Annotated in this window: 18 protein-coding genes; 7 read left to right on the plus strand and 11 right to left on the minus strand. The window is 58.6% G+C overall.

The window, feature by feature from the left end:
- Positions 1 to 182 precede the first annotated feature (182 nt).
- The 5 genes from qatD to GS620_RS10600 form a co-directional block, all read right to left on the minus strand.
- Positions 183 to 932 carry a Qat anti-phage system TatD family nuclease QatD gene (gene qatD / locus GS620_RS10580; protein WP_171615752.1) on the minus strand — a complete coding sequence of 250 codons (750 nt, stop codon included), beginning with the start codon at positions 930 to 932 and terminating at the stop codon, positions 183 to 185.
- A gap of 2 nt (positions 933 to 934) precedes the next feature.
- Positions 935 to 2,302, minus strand: a complete 1,368-nt coding sequence (qatC, locus tag GS620_RS10585; RefSeq protein WP_171615753.1) for a Qat anti-phage system QueC-like protein QatC — start codon at positions 2,300 to 2,302, stop codon at positions 935 to 937.
- Positions 2,299 to 3,180, minus strand: a complete 882-nt coding sequence (gene qatB / locus GS620_RS22240; RefSeq protein ID WP_305849894.1) for a Qat anti-phage system associated protein QatB — start codon at positions 3,178 to 3,180, stop codon at positions 2,299 to 2,301. Before qatB ends, qatC begins: the two co-directional genes overlap by 4 nt.
- A complete protein-coding gene (locus GS620_RS10595) occupies positions 3,180 to 3,653 on the minus strand; it encodes a hypothetical protein (protein WP_171615757.1) in 474 nt (157 codons plus the stop codon). The genes qatB and GS620_RS10595 overlap by 1 nt, the downstream gene beginning before the upstream one ends.
- 127 nt (positions 3,654 to 3,780) lie before the next feature.
- Positions 3,781 to 4,566: a MauE/DoxX family redox-associated membrane protein gene (locus GS620_RS10600; protein ID WP_171615759.1), complete on the minus strand. Its 786-nt coding sequence runs from the start codon at positions 4,564 to 4,566 to the stop codon at positions 3,781 to 3,783.
- Between the two features lie 133 nt (positions 4,567 to 4,699).
- On the opposite strand from GS620_RS10600, the gene GS620_RS10605 reads away from it, so the two are divergent.
- A complete protein-coding gene (locus GS620_RS10605; RefSeq protein ID WP_171615761.1) occupies positions 4,700 to 4,972 on the plus strand; it encodes a metal-sensitive transcriptional regulator in 273 nt (90 codons plus the stop codon).
- Between the two features lie 4 nt (positions 4,973 to 4,976).
- On the opposite strand, the gene GS620_RS10610 is transcribed toward GS620_RS10605, so the two are convergent.
- From GS620_RS10610 to GS620_RS21860, 5 genes are all read right to left on the minus strand, one after another.
- Entirely contained in the window at positions 4,977 to 5,855 is an 879-nt protein-coding gene (locus tag GS620_RS10610; RefSeq protein ID WP_171615763.1) for a CopD family protein, read from the minus strand.
- Positions 5,852 to 6,196: a copper resistance CopC family protein gene (locus GS620_RS10615; protein ID WP_171615765.1), complete on the minus strand. Its 345-nt coding sequence runs from the start codon at positions 6,194 to 6,196 to the stop codon at positions 5,852 to 5,854. The genes GS620_RS10610 and GS620_RS10615 overlap by 4 nt, the downstream gene beginning before the upstream one ends.
- A 12-nt stretch (positions 6,197 to 6,208) precedes the next feature.
- A complete protein-coding gene (locus GS620_RS10620) occupies positions 6,209 to 6,673 on the minus strand; it encodes a cytochrome c (RefSeq protein ID WP_171615767.1) in 465 nt (154 codons plus the stop codon).
- Positions 6,673 to 7,140 carry a DUF411 domain-containing protein gene (locus GS620_RS10625; protein ID WP_216597885.1) on the minus strand — a complete coding sequence of 156 codons (468 nt, stop codon included), beginning with the start codon at positions 7,138 to 7,140 and terminating at the stop codon, positions 6,673 to 6,675. The genes GS620_RS10620 and GS620_RS10625 overlap by 1 nt, the downstream gene beginning before the upstream one ends.
- A gap of 458 nt (positions 7,141 to 7,598) precedes the next feature.
- Positions 7,599 to 8,228 (minus strand): Spy/CpxP family protein refolding chaperone, encoded by a 630-nt coding sequence (locus GS620_RS21860; protein WP_216597886.1) that lies wholly within the window; start codon positions 8,226 to 8,228, stop codon positions 7,599 to 7,601.
- 44 nt (positions 8,229 to 8,272) lie between these two features.
- On the opposite strand from GS620_RS21860, the gene GS620_RS10635 reads away from it, so the two are divergent.
- The gene (locus GS620_RS10635) at positions 8,273 to 8,824 is read left to right on the plus strand and encodes a Crp/Fnr family transcriptional regulator (RefSeq protein WP_171615769.1); all 552 of its coding nucleotides are present in this window, start codon (positions 8,273 to 8,275) and stop codon (positions 8,822 to 8,824) included.
- A gap of 727 nt (positions 8,825 to 9,551) precedes the next feature.
- Here GS620_RS10635 and GS620_RS10640 read toward each other — a convergent pair.
- The gene (locus GS620_RS10640; RefSeq protein ID WP_171205537.1) at positions 9,552 to 10,154 is read right to left on the minus strand and encodes a TetR/AcrR family transcriptional regulator; all 603 of its coding nucleotides are present in this window, start codon (positions 10,152 to 10,154) and stop codon (positions 9,552 to 9,554) included.
- Between the two features lie 141 nt (positions 10,155 to 10,295).
- Here GS620_RS10640 and GS620_RS10645 point away from each other — a divergent pair, with 141 nt between their 5' ends.
- From GS620_RS10645 to GS620_RS10665, 5 genes are all read left to right on the plus strand, one after another.
- Positions 10,296 to 10,760 carry a (2Fe-2S)-binding protein gene (locus GS620_RS10645; protein WP_152458467.1) on the plus strand — a complete coding sequence of 155 codons (465 nt, stop codon included), beginning with the start codon at positions 10,296 to 10,298 and terminating at the stop codon, positions 10,758 to 10,760.
- A gap of 3 nt (positions 10,761 to 10,763) precedes the next feature.
- Positions 10,764 to 12,950 (plus strand): xanthine dehydrogenase family protein molybdopterin-binding subunit, encoded by a 2,187-nt coding sequence (locus GS620_RS10650; RefSeq protein ID WP_171615771.1) that lies wholly within the window; start codon positions 10,764 to 10,766, stop codon positions 12,948 to 12,950.
- Between the two features lie 132 nt (positions 12,951 to 13,082).
- Positions 13,083 to 14,402, plus strand: a complete 1,320-nt coding sequence (locus GS620_RS10655) for a glutamine synthetase family protein (protein ID WP_171615773.1) — start codon at positions 13,083 to 13,085, stop codon at positions 14,400 to 14,402.
- 58 nt (positions 14,403 to 14,460) lie between these two features.
- The gene (locus GS620_RS10660; protein ID WP_171615775.1) at positions 14,461 to 15,141 is read left to right on the plus strand and encodes a type 1 glutamine amidotransferase; all 681 of its coding nucleotides are present in this window, start codon (positions 14,461 to 14,463) and stop codon (positions 15,139 to 15,141) included.
- On the plus strand, positions 15,141 to 16,499 hold the full coding sequence (locus GS620_RS10665) for a glutamine synthetase family protein (RefSeq protein WP_152458471.1): 1,359 nt from the start codon (positions 15,141 to 15,143) through the stop codon (positions 16,497 to 16,499). Before GS620_RS10660 ends, GS620_RS10665 begins: the two co-directional genes overlap by 1 nt.
- The last annotated feature ends 1 nt before the right edge of the window (position 16,500 follow it).

Below are 16,500 nucleotides of genomic sequence, written 5' to 3' on the forward strand. Positions count from 1 at the left end.
TCCCGAATCCATTGCCGCAACCATGGGCTTGAGCTGGCGCAAGTGGTGACGGCCCTTAGCTGCGGTCGACTCGAGTCCTAATTTCTGCGCCGCAGCTTTTCTGGACCAGCCATTTCCGAGTATCTCCTTTCTCTCGGGTTTGTTTTTTTTGGAGCCCTGTTGAGGCCAGTGGAACTGCCCCATTAAAGAGTCGCGGTCAAGGAGTGTAGGTTTGAAAGAATCTGGCGGCGAACATCCTCGATTGGAATTTCGAGTAAAGTAGCCATCATCTCAACAGCGCAACCAACGTCTCCTGGTGCAATTGGCGTGTCGCCGCGAAGTATGAATGGCCCGTCCGTCTCCGTCAGCACGCGGTCTTTGGGTATGTCGCGCAAAACGCGCTCACCGTTCGTGGAACCGAGCATTCTCTCGTTTATTGAGAAGTAACATCCTCGTTCGACTGCTCGCCGCACGTCGGAACGACTGCCATTGAACCAGTGCAAAACCACCCGAGCGCGATCCGGCGGCAGGTGTTCGTCGAGCATGTCCAAGACCGGCCTCGTCGCCCTGACACTATGCAAGCTTAAAACCTTACCGCCGTCCTCAGCGCAGGCTCGCAAGATGCGCGCGAAAATCGAGCGTTGCAGTTCGAAAGAGCGGTAGTGGGCGGGACCGCGATCAAGCCCGATCTCACCGACGTAACGCGTCCGCGGCAGGAGCTTCTCGAACAGTTCAATCTCATGATGCCGATCAGCGACGAGCTGCGGATGCAGGCCAAGGCCGACCCGAACGAAGTTGCTGCAGGAGGACAATTCGAGGTTCCTTTCAAATGCCTTCGGTGTGGTCGTTACCGCCAAAGTGGCTACCCGCCGCCTGTCACAAGTAGAGATAGCTCGCTGAAGGTCGGGATAGAGATCGAGATGCGTGTGAAAGTCTACGTAGTCGGGCCGCATGGTCAGCCGCCCGGCCGTGTCCGAACACCCTTCAGGAGCTCGGCGACTTCAAGAACGCCGCGCCGATAAACGTCGGCGTAGTCCGGGATCTCATCCGGCACGGCATGGAGTGGACCGGGCTTGTGGACCAGTATGTTCGCGAGACCCGGCTTTGCCCTGATCCGCTTGGCCATCAGCTGAAAAGACCGGACGTGCTCCCCTTCGGGCCTATCGGAGGCCAGGATATTCCCCTTTAGATCCTCAACCATGTAGAGTGTCTCATCGGCTCCATCGAGACCGAATGCGAGCGAAGCTCTACGGATCAGACAGGGAACGCAATACCCGCAATGTCGAGGCGAGAGCCTCTTGTAACGCGCCTTCGCCGGCGATGAGCAAGACATGGAGTTCGCCACGATCTTTTCAAGGAATGGTTTGTCGGCGCAGTTCGCAACCATCTCGCCCTTCGTCATGTGCCTGTACGGGTTGTTCAGTTCGACATCGAGGGCGAGAGTGTCGATTAGCCTCCGCATGCTCGCGATGAAGTGCGGATGCGCCGTCCGCGTGCTCAGTGCCCCAAATCGCAAGGGATCAAGGGGCACGTTGAGCGCAATGAGGCCGTTCTCCGGTATGTCGACCGTGGCCCGTCCATCGATCGCCGACGCCGCCAGCGTCGCCAGCGAGTAGAAGAGAAAGGACCGTCCCCGCTGGGTGTTCTCCGTCTCCCCGGTGGTGAGATGGTGCTTGTCGAAACCGAGCCGCACCCGGAGACTCTTGAAAGCCTCTTTGCCGAACCGGTTTTCCAACCGGTCGAGGATATAGGCTTGCGCTTTGGCAGTCTCGCTGTCCCAGTAGTGACTGACGAATAGCGGGCGTTCACTGCCGCTCAGGAGATCGACTGCGCCGATGAGGCTGTCCAAACCACCGGACAGGAGGCTGACCTTTGTCAGCCCGTCGATCGCCAAGCGCTTCGGAGCGACAGCGAGGGTTCTGGTCCTCTTCGTCCGGTCGCGGAAGAAGACACGCCACCGATCCCCGGAGAGAAAGCGCAACATCGACTCGATCGATCCAGTGCTCGCCGTCCAGGCCGCGGCAGCAGATACCGGGACGTATAGATCGATCTCGCGGGTCCAGCCATCTTGAGCGTTCAGCTTTCGGGAGACTCTCGTGTCCCCGGCGTTGACGAGCGCCGCGAGTACGACGAGGTCAATGGCCCTCTCGGAAGGTTGCAGCCCGAGGGAGGCGAGTTGGTCTAGCGCGTGACCGATACCGAAGCCCATACGCAGGTCACCGTCTAGGAAATCGATCTCGAATACGTCGGAGTCGGACTGGACCAAGTTGATCTTGCCCTTGTCGTCGGGACCGAGCCGACCGATCAGACTGAACCTTCTCATCGGTCGTCTCCCAAGGCCTCTACCAGATCGAGTGCTGCGCCGTAGAGGTCGTCGACGAAGCTATCGATGGCGGCCGCATCCAGGTCTCCGAGGTCGGTGCCACGCGCATCGAACTCATCGCGCACACAACCTTCGACGAAGTCATGCAGCATGGCTTGTGCGCGTTCGACTCCGCCGATGTCCGAAGGCGCCGCGATGGCGTTGGTCCCTACCTCATTGAGAATTTTGCCTTCGATCGAACGGCTCACCACCCCGATGAAGAATTCGCGCAAATCGTCTGCGGAGAGCTCATCGAAGTTCCCGACACCCGAGGCGGCTAGATCAGCGACCGTCTCAAGCATCGCGTCCCTCGCGATCGCTTCGTCAATGGTGCCGCCTGCAGGACACAGCATATCCGTCAAAGCGACGAACACGTCCTCGGCGGGAGCCCCCGCCATGCCCTCAAGATTGAACCGCCTCAGCGCCTCTGTCGGACCCTGATTGACGAAGCTCCTCGCGAGGCCGGCCACACCGCCGGCCACGGCGCGGGAGTTTGGCATACGGCTCGCCGCAGCGCGTCCGCCACCGCTCGCACTTACATATCGGCCTGCGCCTCGCCGCAGGGCTCGCTCATCGGATGCTCGCGCACCCCTCGTGATGTTCCCGCGAGCGCCACCGAGACCCGAACTCGCTGGAACGGCAGGTATCGGCGGGTATGCCTGAGCCGGTGCCGGCCCGGCCGGCGCCTCCCCGTTTTGATCCGGTCCGCCGTTCCCGTCGCCGTCTGTGGAGTCCGGCTCGGCATTGTCGGGCGCGGCCGCGGGCGGCGAGGCGGGCTCGTCGACCCAGCTCGGAACCAGCCCGTTTTTGGAGCCGTCGAATGTTCCGGACGTCCCCATCAGCTACGCTTCCGCTTGCTGGAGAGTTTCATCGCCGCGCTCGCCGCCGCCTTTAGCGGCTTGTTATCATCCTGATCGGCCCATCCCTTGAGCGTCGTCGCAAAGTCCGAACCTACGTCGGTTTCGCTGAAGGCTGACGCCCAGCCGCTGACCGCCCAAGGGCCGAGTTTGGAGACCGGAAGATCCTGCACGAAAGAGAGCAACGGCCTCTGCAGGAAGGGATGCTGACGCGCCATCTCGGCCAGCCCCTTCACGCCCACGGGCTCCTGAGCCAGGTCCTCAGCATCTCGCACTTTGGCGCGCAGCGCATCGAAAACCTGTTCCGCTTCGATCGGCTGAAGCCGAGCAACTTCCGCCGCAGCCTGCTTCACCTGTAGCGGCGAGCCCTGAAGCTTGGCGACGAGTTCGTCCAGTTCGCCCAGGGATGTGACCGCTCCAAAAACGCTTCGCCTGTCTCGGGTTGGTGTTTCCATGACTGATCCTCCGATCCGCCACGCCCTCCCGAAACGACAACCATTTGTTGACAAGGAAGGTTAACACAGAACCCAATTTCCCGTCGTGGCGCCTAAATTACCGGTCTGAAAGTAGACCCGCTCCAGCTCAAACCATCGGCCAAAGCATCACGACCGCCATTCCGATCATCATCAAGTTTTCAGTCAAGCTCACGAACCCTAGCGGGACATTTGAATTTCCACCAACGCAGGCACATTTGAGCTCACGCTTGTCGATGTAGACGGCCTTGAAGACGCTGATGGCTCCAATGCCAGCAACGAAGAGTGCTGCAGGAGCTGACACCCAAGTTAGGATCATGCCGGTCATGAGGATGCCGGCGCCCGTTTCGACGAATGGATAAATGTATGCGTAAGGCACCCACTTCCGCGCAAGAAGGTCGTAGTTGAGGAACATCGTGGAGAAGCCCTCGATATCGCGCAGTTTTTGCATGCCGAGAAGGATCATCGAGACGGAGATGAACCAGCCGAGTGTCTGCCACGTGATCGCGCCGAGAAACCCGATGGAGAGCGCCACGGCAGTAAGTGCCGCGACGGCGAACAGGTACAGGACGGGTCGATAGGTGGTCGCCTTTGGATCCCAGCCCGTCAGTTTTTCGCGCAGGTCCGTGTAGCCGCCAACGCGTTCCCCTTCGATCCAGGCTTGGGGTGTTGTCTTGACGTCGTACTCGGCTTTGAAGGCGTCCACTTCGGCGCGGGTTCGAAACAGCCTGTCGTCGACATCGTATCCCTGACGTTCGAGAAGCCAGCGCGCCTTTTGACCGGAGGGGCACAGATGGTCCGGCAGGGCCATGCGGTAAAGCACAGCCGTCTTGCCCGCCGCCACTTTGGCCGGGTTTGTATCAATGTCGGCAACGTTGCGCGTGTCCTTTGGCATTGGCTTCTCCGTCAATTCATTTGCGAGAGTATTTCGTATTTTCATATACCCCCATAGGGTATACAATCAAGAGTGCGAGCTTTAGTTCCGCACTCACTCGACTTTCTATCTGCCACCATGCGAAAAGAGACCTATGCACGAAAACCGCGAAGCTATTTTAAAACGTCTAAAACGCTTGGAAGGGCAGGTCCGTGGGATCGCCCGGATGGTCGAAGAGGACCGCTATTGCGTTGACGTCTTGACGCAGATTGCGGCGGTGCGCGCTGCGCTGAAAGGCGTCGAAAAGCTCGTGATCGATGATCACGCGTCGCATTGTATCGAGGATGCACTTGCCTCAGGTGATCGTGAGGACCAGCGGGCGAAGTTCACCGAACTCCTTGAACTGCTCGACAAGGCGCGCGGCTAAGTCGTCAGAGATTTACGGGCGGCGTCGTTACGCTTGTGATCGTTGCCGTTGCCAACAGGATCATCACGACGGCCAGTATTTCCATTGAAATAGAACGCCGTAGGGTATGGGCAGCACCGGACTTCTCAGCACTCAAGGCAGGGACCAGCCTCACCTTATTCCAAGCCGCAAAGCCGAGGAGGACTGCAACAATCGCGACTTTGACCAAAAGGGCTAAGCCGTAGGCCGTTCCGAATAGCGCGGTCACAGAGCCTGAAAGGAGCCAGGCGAGCGTTGTACCTACAATGATTAGGACGGCCACTCCGAAAGCAGCGAGCTTTCCAAAGTGGTCCAACAGATCAGCACCATCTGGGACAAGTGCCGCACGGCGCAATGGCACAAGCGCACCAACCCAGAAAGCAGCGGCTAGAAGATGTACCACCAGCAGGACTGCCAGTGCTGCTCTGGGCTCCCCCAGGGCGTGGCCTACCTGAGCAAAGGATATCGCCGCGGCAACGGTCCCTACCAAAGCGATCCATTGGCCTATGCGGGGGACTAAGATTGCCAATATCGCAAGTTCGCCTATCCCGCGCCAAATCGCGGCGGTTCCAAGTGGACTTTCCCAAACGAAGCCGAGCATCATTGGGTCGGTGGCGCCCTCGAAGCCCATCCCGGATATCCGTGCCGCGCGAACGCCGAACCGGATGGCCAGCACAGCGAGACCGACTAGCGCCGCACCGACTGCAAGTTGCCTCGCTAGGCGCAGTACCGATGCCTCAGCCCTCTGAGAAAAGACGGCTGAAAACAGCACGCCTCCCATCGCAAGTAAAGCCGCGCCATAGCCAATCGCCTTGGCCAAGATGGCCAAAACGACAAGGCCGTCGATCGGTGCGAGTCCAGTCACTCAGAGACCGTGAAGGAGAAGCTGCCCTGCATCGGATGACCGTCCGACGCCAAACCGCGCCAGTCGAAGCGATAGCTTCCTGGCGCAAGCTCCTCCATTGGCGAGGCCCGAAACTCTGTAGCGGGGTCCATACCTGTCTCGCGTTCGATTTCGACATCGCCATTTGGAGAGGTGAGCGTGACTGAAATGATGCGCATCGGATCATCGAACCGCATTGAAAGCTCTGACACTTCCGTAACTGTCGCACCGTCAGCAGGTGTTGTTGCTTCAGACTTCGAATGCGCGAAAGCAAATGCGGGTGCAACTGCAACGGCCAAGACGAGAAGAGTATGTTTGATCATTTGAGCTTCCCTCTATTCGGACTGTGCATTCAGTTCGTCGTGATACTGACGAAGGTCGTCGGGCCAAGTTGACTTGATGAAGGACAGCACCGCAATGATCTCGTCATCGGTGAGAACATCCTCATAAACAGGCATGCCGGATGGTGGCGCATTCTCCATTAGACCTGCAAGCCCGTACTTGGTCAGGGTGAAAAGTGTTTCGTCATCATGGTGCCATGTGTGCCCAGTGGCATCATGCGGCGGTGCCGGAAGCAAACCGTCCTCGCCACGTATACGCCAGTTTGGTTGCCCCTCCAGACGCGCACCATGGCAAGCGGCACATTGGTCTGCGTAGATGCTTTGGCCCATAGCGACCACCTCGGCGTCGTTCGGCGTCAAAATACCAACCTCTTTGGAAGGTTGTGCCAGAACAAATGCGGCGGCGAAACCGGCGAACGTGAGCCCGCCGGCTAGCAAAATGGCTTTCCGACTTACCATCAGGTGTCAAACGGCTGGGCGGTGCCAGCGCGGTAGTAAACCGTGCCCGTTCCAGCCTCCTTACCAAATGCAATGACGTCGTAACGGGCGGAAGGGTCGTCTCCCATGCCAGGAGAGCCCATAGGCATGCCCGGAACAGCAAGTCCAGTAATGTCTGGGCGATCCTGCAAGACGGCTTCCAATGCTTCGAACGGCACATGCCCTTCGAAGAGATATCCACCCATTTCAATAGTGTGGCAGGAGGCGAGCTCAAGCGGAATGCCACGCTCTAACTTCTGCGCATCGAGGTCGGTCAGTTCCTCAACGGTGACAGCGTAACCGCGAGTGCGGGCCAAGTCAGCCCAAGCGTGACAGCACCCGCAGCCCGGTGAGGCGAGCACGCGCATAGGTGTGTCAGCACGTACAGGCAGGGCAGCCATGACAAGAGCTGTTGCAGATAGGGTGGTGAAGTGACGACGTGTGATCATGTCTGTCGGTCCTTTGATTTGAAAGTTGAATGGATTGCGAGCGAGCGCCCGTTGCCGTTCAGACTTTCGGAGGACCGGTTGGAACAGCCAGCGTCAGGTTTGAAAAATCACACTCAGTGTACGTCCCAGCCACGACCGTACTGTTTGCAGGATCGATTGGCGAAATCTCCGATGTGGCGGCGAGATCGCCAAAACAGGGCATTGACCCCATGCCGCTTGTGGCGTCGCAGCAGTCCGCGAGTGCCTTCTCAGCATCAGCCAAAGGACCGCTTTCTGACATTTGGGCGTGGTGGTCGGCGTGATCCGATCCATGATTCAAGCCATGCATCACGGATGCGGTGGATGCACCAGCGAATGCAAAAACAAGAATGATCGACAGAACCAAACGAAACATAACCAATACCTACTGGGGGTATATGGCTTTGACAAGTCACGAGGATGTGTCGCCGCGAACCTGCCTAGTTGCACCCGTTATGGCCACGCCACATCTCCGGATCATGCCCGTTTGGACCAGAGGCACAGGGATCATCTGAATAGCCGCGCAAGACCGAGTACCGGCTGACTTGGGCATCAGTCAGCAGTGGCAAAGTCAACAGATGGGCATTCAGATGGACGAGGCGTAGATCTGAACGCGCTAGACCTGCTTCTGCAACCAATTGTTCAAGCGCCTCGGCATCTGGTGCACCTTGTTGAAAAGCTTCGTCCAGCGCTCGTTCTGCCGCGACGAACCGCTCTCCGGCAGCGATGGCTTCTGCTTGCATCTGCGTCCTGATCGGCTCAAGCTCCTCGCGCTGCTGATCAGTCAGACCGATTTCATCGGCAAGCTCAAGTAGGTGAGTTGGCCCTGGAACACCATTAAGCTCCGCGGCGCGGGCGAGTCCCCATCCGCCGCCACGCGCGATTTCTTCCAGGTCTTGCTCCGAAAGAGACTTGATCAAGCGTGTTTCTTCACCTGCGTAGGCGGAAGGCGTCGAACCATGACTTCCATCGTGGGTCTGAGACAACGCGACGTTGGGGAAAGCCATCAAAATAAGTGCAAAGTGTTTGATACCCATAATTGAAGTCCTTGATAGATCCAGCTTTTGCACCAAGGCATTGCATGAGGCGGGCGAAACTGAACATGATAGAAATCATGTCAGATTATTGGCTTCATTATTTTGATGGCGCACCCAAACGAACGTTGGACGCAGGCGAAACGCTGTTTCGGCGAGGCGACCAAGTTGAATGGGCGTTCTTCGTCCGCGTCGGAAGGATTTCACTTCGACGTGCGCTGAAAGATGGCGGGCTTTTGACCCTGCACGCAGCCTGGCCAAACGACCTCGTTGCCGAGGCATCCCTATTTGCTCGTTGCTATCACTGCGACGCTATTGCCGAAGCTCCGACAACGGTTTCTTTGGTATCCAAAGTTGATCTCATTGGGTACCTTGAGAACTCTGCCAAATCCGATCGCCTATCGGTCAAAGCGTTTGAGCGCACTGCGAGAGAGCTGCAGAACCTTCGGACCCGAATTGAGATCATGCGTATGCGGAAGGTTACAGATCGCCTTGATGCCTATCTCGAACTTTACGGTTCGCCGGAAGCAGGCAGGTGGGTGCATGTCGCTGATTGGATCGGAGTGTCACCTCCAGCGCTCTACAGAGAGCTAGCGGAACGGCGGACGAAAAAACTGATCTCTTTAGATTGAGTAGCAGGAAGCTAGAAATTCCAATGTCTGCTTTTGGGAAAGCTGCACCGCAGCATCGGCTGTCACGACGAACGGCTGGTGTGGGCCGGAATTCCCCTGACCTATCCCCGTGCCATGAGAGACCGAAGTCAGATGTAGTCACGAGGACGCTGGAAAACCCTTGTTCTCTTCTCGAATTCCGATTGAACGTTGAAGAAGTAAAATCAGGCGCGACTTGCGGTATCAGGTTTTTTCTCCTGGACTTCTTCATGAACCCGGAAGAAACACTCGCCCCCGCAGTGAGGCGAAAGACGCCGGCCCTCGGCTGAGCAGCCAGAGCGTTTCAACAAGGTACTTCATTCTCAGAGTTCCCACCAAAGAAGAGGCCCGGCGTTCTCCTCTACGTTCGCTTGCCGAAAAACCGAGAATGCTGCATCATCAAGCGAGTGAAGCACGGCTTCAACATCAGGTAGGGACTATTGCTACATATGTGCTACGCGCCAAATTCACCCCCAATAAACACATATAAAACAATACGCTACGCTCAGCCGCACAAATCCATCATGGGTGCCACGCTTAAACGCGCAGCTTGTGTTGCCTTGCCTGTCACAGCAACGCCTCCGTCCTGCTATGCTTCGAAGTCCGATGGCCTGTCAGCGGCCTTGCCCACCCGAATCAAGTCGAAAAGCCCTAACACATTCCTCTGACGACGTCCCGACTGCGACCATCAGAATTCAGCTCCTTCCGATCAGACGCCATATCGGCTCATCACCATCTGGACACTGCTTTCGATCGTTTCCGTCATCTCGGCTTCGCTGAGCACCCCACCCGTAAACAGCAGCGGCCAGAAGGCGCGCGCCTTGATCAGGCCAATGAATTCGCGCCCGGCCCGTTCCGGATCATCGATCCGAAGCTGCCCATCCTCGGCCGCATCTTTGAGCATGGCAATGAATGTCGCCGTCTTGTCCAGCTTGCCCTGCGCTTCCGCCGCAAGCGTCGGGTTGCGCAAGGTTTCGCTGATCACCATCCGGGCCATTGCGATAACATCGGGCCGCATCAGAATGCGCCCTTCGGCCCAGGCCAGTTCAGTCAGTTGCGTACGAATATCGCGACCTTTTTCATACCGAATTTCCAACACTTCAGCAAAGCGGCCGGACAATTCGACCACAATGGAGCGGAACAGGTTTTCTTTACTTTCAAAGTACTTGTACAACGTACGCTTGGACACTTCGGCCCTTGCTGAAATGCGATCCATACTGGCCGCGGCAAAGCCCTTTTCCTGGAACTCGGCCACGGCAGCTTCGATGATCTGTGCGCGCTTGGACGCATTCTGTGCGCTGCATTCGTTCATGTCAGAGCTATAGACCTATTGACGTGCCCCGGTCAAATACTAGGTAAACGCAGGAGTTTACAAGGGCGAAATTATATGCCATGAGTAAACCCGCGAGTTTACCAATTGCGGAAACCAGCACCAACAGGAGACCCCCTCATCATGGCTCTTAAATTGAACCTGAACGGCACGACCCACGAGGTTGATGCCGAACCCGGAACGCCTCTTCTCTGGGTGATCCGAGACGAACTGAAACTGACCGGCACAAAATTCGGCTGCGGCGTGGCATCCTGCGGGGCCTGCACCGTGCACGTGAATGGTGAGCCCGTCCGTTCCTGTCAGACATTCATTGAAGACGTCGAAGACGCCGAAGTCACGACCATCGAAGCTGTCGGTGACGACAAGATCGGCGCCGCCGTACAACAGGCCTGGGTCGAACTGGATGTCGTCCAGTGCGGCTATTGCCAGTCGGGTCAGGTGATGTCGGCTGTCGGGTTGTTGTCCGAGAACCCGAAACCGTCAGTCCAGGAGATTGACGAGTACATGTCCGGCAATGCCTGCCGCTGCGCCACCTATCAACGCATTCGCGCCGGCATCCAGCGCGCGTCTGAAATTCTGGAGGCCTGATCCATGACCATCAACACTTCTCGCCGTGGGTTTCTGAAAAGCGCCGCCGCTGCCGGTGCCGTCCTGCTGGTCGGCACCCGTCCGGACGGTGCACTGGCCGCGGCCTCGTCCGAGACCGCGCAGTTCAATCCATTTGTGAAGATCGATGCCGATGGCACCGTGACCGCCATCGTCAAACATTTTGAAAAAGGTCAGGGCCCGGCGACCGGACTGCCGACGCTGATTGCCGAAGAAATCGGCCTGACCATGGACCAGATCGAATACGAGTTCGCCCCCTCGGATCCGAATGTCTACAACAACCTGCTGTTCGGCCCATTCCAGGGCACCGGCGGTTCGACCGCGATGGCGAATTCGTGGCTGCAATACCGTCAGGCCGGTGCTGCCGCGCGCGAAATGCTGATCAACGCCGCCGCGCAAAGCTGGGGCGTGGATGCATCCGGCATCACCATCGAAGACGGCATCGTGAAGGCAGGCGACAAGTCGGCTCCGATCGCTGAATTCGTGTCCGCTGCGTCGCAACTGGACGCTCCGGCAGAGCCACGCCTGAAGGACCCGTCCGAATTCCGTCTGATCGGAAATGAAACGGTGCGCCGCAAGGATACGGCCATCAAAAGCAACGGCCAGGCGATGTTTGCCATGGACGTTCACCTGCCCAACCAGATGATCGCCATGATCAAACGCCCCGAAGCGAAGGGCGGCGTCGCGCTGGGCTTTGATGACAGCGCATCGAAAGAGGTCAAAGGCTATATCAGCGCCGCGGTTCTGCCCAATCAGGCGGGCGTCGCGGTGTACGCCGAGAACACCTGGGCCGCGATTCAAGCACGCGATGCGCTTGAGGTCGAATGGGACATGTCCGGCGCGGAAACCCGCAACTCGGACCAGATCAAGGCCGAGATCATGGCCGCGCTGGAGGCTGAGCCCACGTATAACGTCAACAAGGCGGATTTTGCCGCTGTGGCAGCCGCCATCGACGGCGCGGACAAGGTCGTCGAAAAAACGTTCTACTTCCCACTGCTGGCCCATGCCCCGATGGAACCGTTGAACTGCACCATCGAGCAGACCGCAGACGGAGACATCGTTCTGCATGACGGGGCACAGATGCCGACGGGTCCTCATATGGCCTACCAGCAGATCTTTGGCCTGCCGGCCGAGAAGATCCACATCAAAACCATGCTGGCAGGCGGGTCTTTCGGGCGCCGCGCCACCCCGGATGCGGATTATCAGGTCGAGGCCGCCCTGGCCTTTGTCGTCACTGACCGCTCGCGCCCGGTGAAACTGGTCTGGACGCGCGAAGACGACATTCGCAGCGGGTATTACCGACCGGCTTTTGGCCACAAGGTTCGTGTGGGTCTGGACGCCGAAGGCAACATCGTCGGGTGGCAGCACCAGATTGCCGGTCAATCCGTGATCAAGGGCACCCCGTTCGAGGCTGTTCTGGTTCATGACGGCATCGACCACAGCTCGGTCGAAGGCGTTTCGGACAGCCCCTACAGCATCCCCGGCATGGCGGTGGGTCTGACCGACACGCCAAAGGCGACGACGGTTCTGTGGTGGCGCTCGGTCGGGCACACCCACACCGCCTATACGATGGAAACCATGATGGATCTGGTGGCCGAGGCCGCCGGTCGTGATCCGGTGGAGTTCCGTCTGGCCCATCTGTCCGACAGCGGCAACCCGGACCAGCAACGCAAGGCAGCTGTTTTGAAGCTGGCGGCCGAAAAGGCAAACTGGGGCAATGCGCCAGAAGGCCGGTCGCAGGGGATTGCCGTTCACAAGTCCTTTGGGTCTTACGCGGCTGAAGTGGTCGAAATCTCGGGCGATCCGGAAAGTGGCATCAGGATTGAAAAGGTCACCTGTGCCGTGGATTGCGGTATCGCCGTGAACCCCGATATCGTGCGGGCCCAGATGGAAGGCGGCATCGGCTATGGCATTGGCCATGTGATGCGTGACCAGATCACCCTGACAAGCGGGGCCGTTGATCAATACAACTTCCCGGATTACGAACCGCTGCGCATCGGGGATATTGCTGCAATCGACGTGCACATCGTGCCATCGGCCGAAGCGCCGACCGGCGTCGGAGAACCCGGCACGCCACCGTCGGCACCGGCTTTGGCCAATGCGATCAAGGCCCTGTCAGGTTTGCATGTGGCGCAATTGCCCATGGAAGAACATGGCGTAAGCTTTGCCTGAAAACAGCTCTCCGCGCCGGTCAATACCGGCGCGGGCGTTCCTTGAATACCCAAGTCAGAATTTGATCAAATTTGGTGACAAAGCACATCCATTGAAGTAAATCACTGGGGAGTTTCACCGACGGAGCCCCCAATGGATCTGAGAGCCCTGCACAATTTTCGCGTTGCCGCATGTGACCTGAACGGTCAGATGCGGGGCAAACGCGTGCCCCCCGGCTATGCCGACAAACTGGGAAAAGGCGCCGTGCGAATGCCGTTTTCGGCACTGAACGTAGACCTGTGGGGCGCTGATATCGAAGGAAGCCCGCTGGTCTTTGAAACCGGCGACGCTGATGGGGTGCTGCGCCCGACCGAACGCGGCCCGGTCCCCGTGCCCTGGCTGGATACGGAAACAGCGCTGGTGCCGATGTGTCTGTATGATGATGACGGCGTACCCTTCCCGGGCGACCCGCGGCATGCCCTGTCCGCCACACTCGACCGCTATGCGCAACGCGGCTGGTCCGTTGTTGCCGCGACGGAGTTGGAGTTCACACTCGTTGACGCTTCTGGCGCGCAGCCGCAACCGCCGGTGAATCCGATCACAGGGCGGCGCCTTGCGGATGAGGCCGTTCTGTCGGTTGCCGAAATGGACGCGTTCGAGGCGTTCTTTACCGACCTGTACGATGGCTGCGCCGCAATGGGCATCCCCGCGCAGACGGCCATTTCCGAAAGCGGCATCGGTCAGTTCGAAATCAACCTGAACCATCAGGACGCCATGCGCTGCGCTGATGATACGTGGCTTTTCAAGGCATTGACGCGTGGATTAGCACGCAGGCACGGATTTGCGGCCACCTTCATGTCCAAGCCTTATGCCGATGACGCGGGCAACGGAATGCATGTGCATTTCTCAGTGTTGGACCAGAACGGACACAATGTGTTCGACAACAACGGGCCGGAAGGCACCGAGATATTGCGGTCTGCCGTAGCGGGCTGTGTCGCGGCCATGCCGGGCAGTACGCTGATATTTGCACCTCACGGCAACTCCTACACACGGCTCATACCGGGTGCACATGCGCCCACGGGCGCCTGCTGGGCCTATGAAAACCGAACCGCTGCCATTCGCATCCCGGGCGGAGCCCCGGCCGCACGGCGCATCGAACACCGCGTCGCCGGCGGGGACATAAACCCGTATCTGATGTTGACCGCGGTTCTGGGCGCGGCACTTGTCGGCATCGAGGACGGCTTGACCCCACCTGCCCCGATCACGGGGAACGCCTATGACATCGCGGACCTGCCTCAACTGATGCCGGATTGGTCGAGCGCGATTGACAGGTTCGCTACGGATCCCTTGGTGGCCCGGCTGTTCCCCGCTGACCTGATCCGCTATCTGACCATGACCAAGCGACAAGAGATCACCCGATTTGCGAACATCCCGCCCGAGGATCACTGGCTGTGCTATCTCGAGACGGTTTGACCCCCTTGCCGCGTCAACCAGTCTCGGTTAGGATTAATTTGATCAAATTTGGTGACACATGAAAATCGGTATTCTACAAACCGGCCACACCCCCGAAGTGCTACAGGAAGAATTCGGGGATTATGACGAACTTTTCCCCGCGTTGCTGCGTGACAACGGGTTCGAGTTCGTGACCTTCGCCGTCGTGGACGGCACTTTCCCCGATGGTGCGGATGATGCGGATGGATGGATCATTACCGGATCGCGCCACGGGGTTTACGAGGACCTTCCCTGGATCGCCCCGCTGGAAGCGTTGGTGCGCGAGATCCGGGAAAGTGGAAAACCCCTGATCGGCGTTTGCTTTGGCCACCAGATCATTGCTCAGGCACTGGGTGGCAAGGTCGAGAAATTCTCGAAAGGATGGGCCGTAGGTCGTACGGAATACGAATATGACGGCAGCAGATTATGGCTGAATGCCTGGCACCAGGATCAGGTTGTCGAATTGCCGAAAGAAGCGCGGGTTCTGGGCCGGAATGCCTTATGCGAAAACGCGATGCTGGCTTATGGGGACACAATCTGGACGGTTCAGGCCCACCCGGAATTCACCAACGGATTCGTGGCAGGCCTGATGCGGACACGGGGCAAGGGCGTGGTGCCCGAAGACCTGATGCGCGAAGCCGCAAATCGCGAGACGGCCCCGGACGACAACGCCAAAATCGCGCGCCACATGGCCGAGTTTCTAAAGAAAGAGAGAGCCTGATGGCTGATTGGACCGATAAACTGCCGGAAGCCGCAAAGGCATATTTCCACGGGCAACGACTGGACGAAGTTGAATGCATCATTTCGGACCTGCCGGGCATTGCGCGCGGCAAGGCGGTGCCTGCATCAAAATTCGCAAAGCAATCCTATTTCCACCTGCCCGACAGCATTTTTTACCAGACCATCACGGGGGGCTGGGGCGAAGCGGCCGGCGATGACGGGTTCATCGAAAAGGATATGATCCTGAAGCCCGATTTCTCGACCACTTCCGCTGCGCCGTGGACGGGGGATTGGACATTGCAAGTGATCCACGACGCCTACGACCGGGATGACAATCCGATCCCTTACAGCCCGCGTAACGTGCTCAAGCGTGTTGTGCAGCTTTATCATGATAAGGGATGGAAGCCGGTTGTTGCACCAGAGATGGAGTTCTTTCTGGTTGCCCCCAACGTGGACCCGGCGCAGGGCATCAAACCCATGATGGGGCGTTCCGGCCGCCCGGCCGCGGCGCGGCAGGCCTATTCCATGACGGCCGTGGACGAGTTTGGCCCGGTGATCGACGACATCTATGATTTCGCCGAGCATCAGGGGTTCGAGATCGACGGCATCACGCAGGAAGGCGGCGCCGGGCAGTTGGAAATCAACCTGCGTCACGGCAATCCGGTGAAACTGGCCGATGAAGTCTTCTATTTCAAACGCCTGATCCGCGAGGCCGCGCTGCGCCACAATTGTTTTGCCACCTTCATGGCCAAACCGATCGAGGAAGAGCCGGGTTCGGCCATGCATATCCATCACTCGATCATCGACATGGAAACCGGTCAGAACATCTTCTCTGGTCCTCAAGGGGGTGAGACGGACGCGTTTTACCACTTCATCGCCGGTCTGCAGAACCACCTGCCCGCTGGTCTGGCGGTCATGGCACCTTATGTGAATTCCTACCGGCGCTATGTGAAGGATCACGCGGCACCGATCAATCTGGAATGGGCCCGTGACAACCGCACCACCGGTATTCGCGTGCCCCTGTCCGGCCCGGAATCGCGGCGCGTCGAGAACCGCATCGCCGGGATGGACTGCAACCCGTATCTGGGCATCGCGCTGTCGCTGGCCTGCGGCTATCTTGGCCTGGTCGAGCAGGAACGCCCACGTCGTCAGTTCTATGGCGACGCTTATGAAGGCGAGGGCGATATCCCGCAGGTCATGGGCGAAGCGCTGGACCTGTTCGACGAGGCCACTGCCCTGCACGAAGTTCTGGGCCCCGAATTCGCCCGCGTTTACGGCATCGTCAAACGGGCCGAGTACGAGGAGTTCCTACAGGTCATCTCTCCGTGGGAACGTGAACATCTGCTGATCAACGTCTGAG

Origin of the sequence: Ruegeria sp. HKCCD6428 (assembly GCF_013110595.1) — a bacterium.
Lineage (GTDB): Bacteria > Pseudomonadota > Alphaproteobacteria > Rhodobacterales > Rhodobacteraceae > Ruegeria.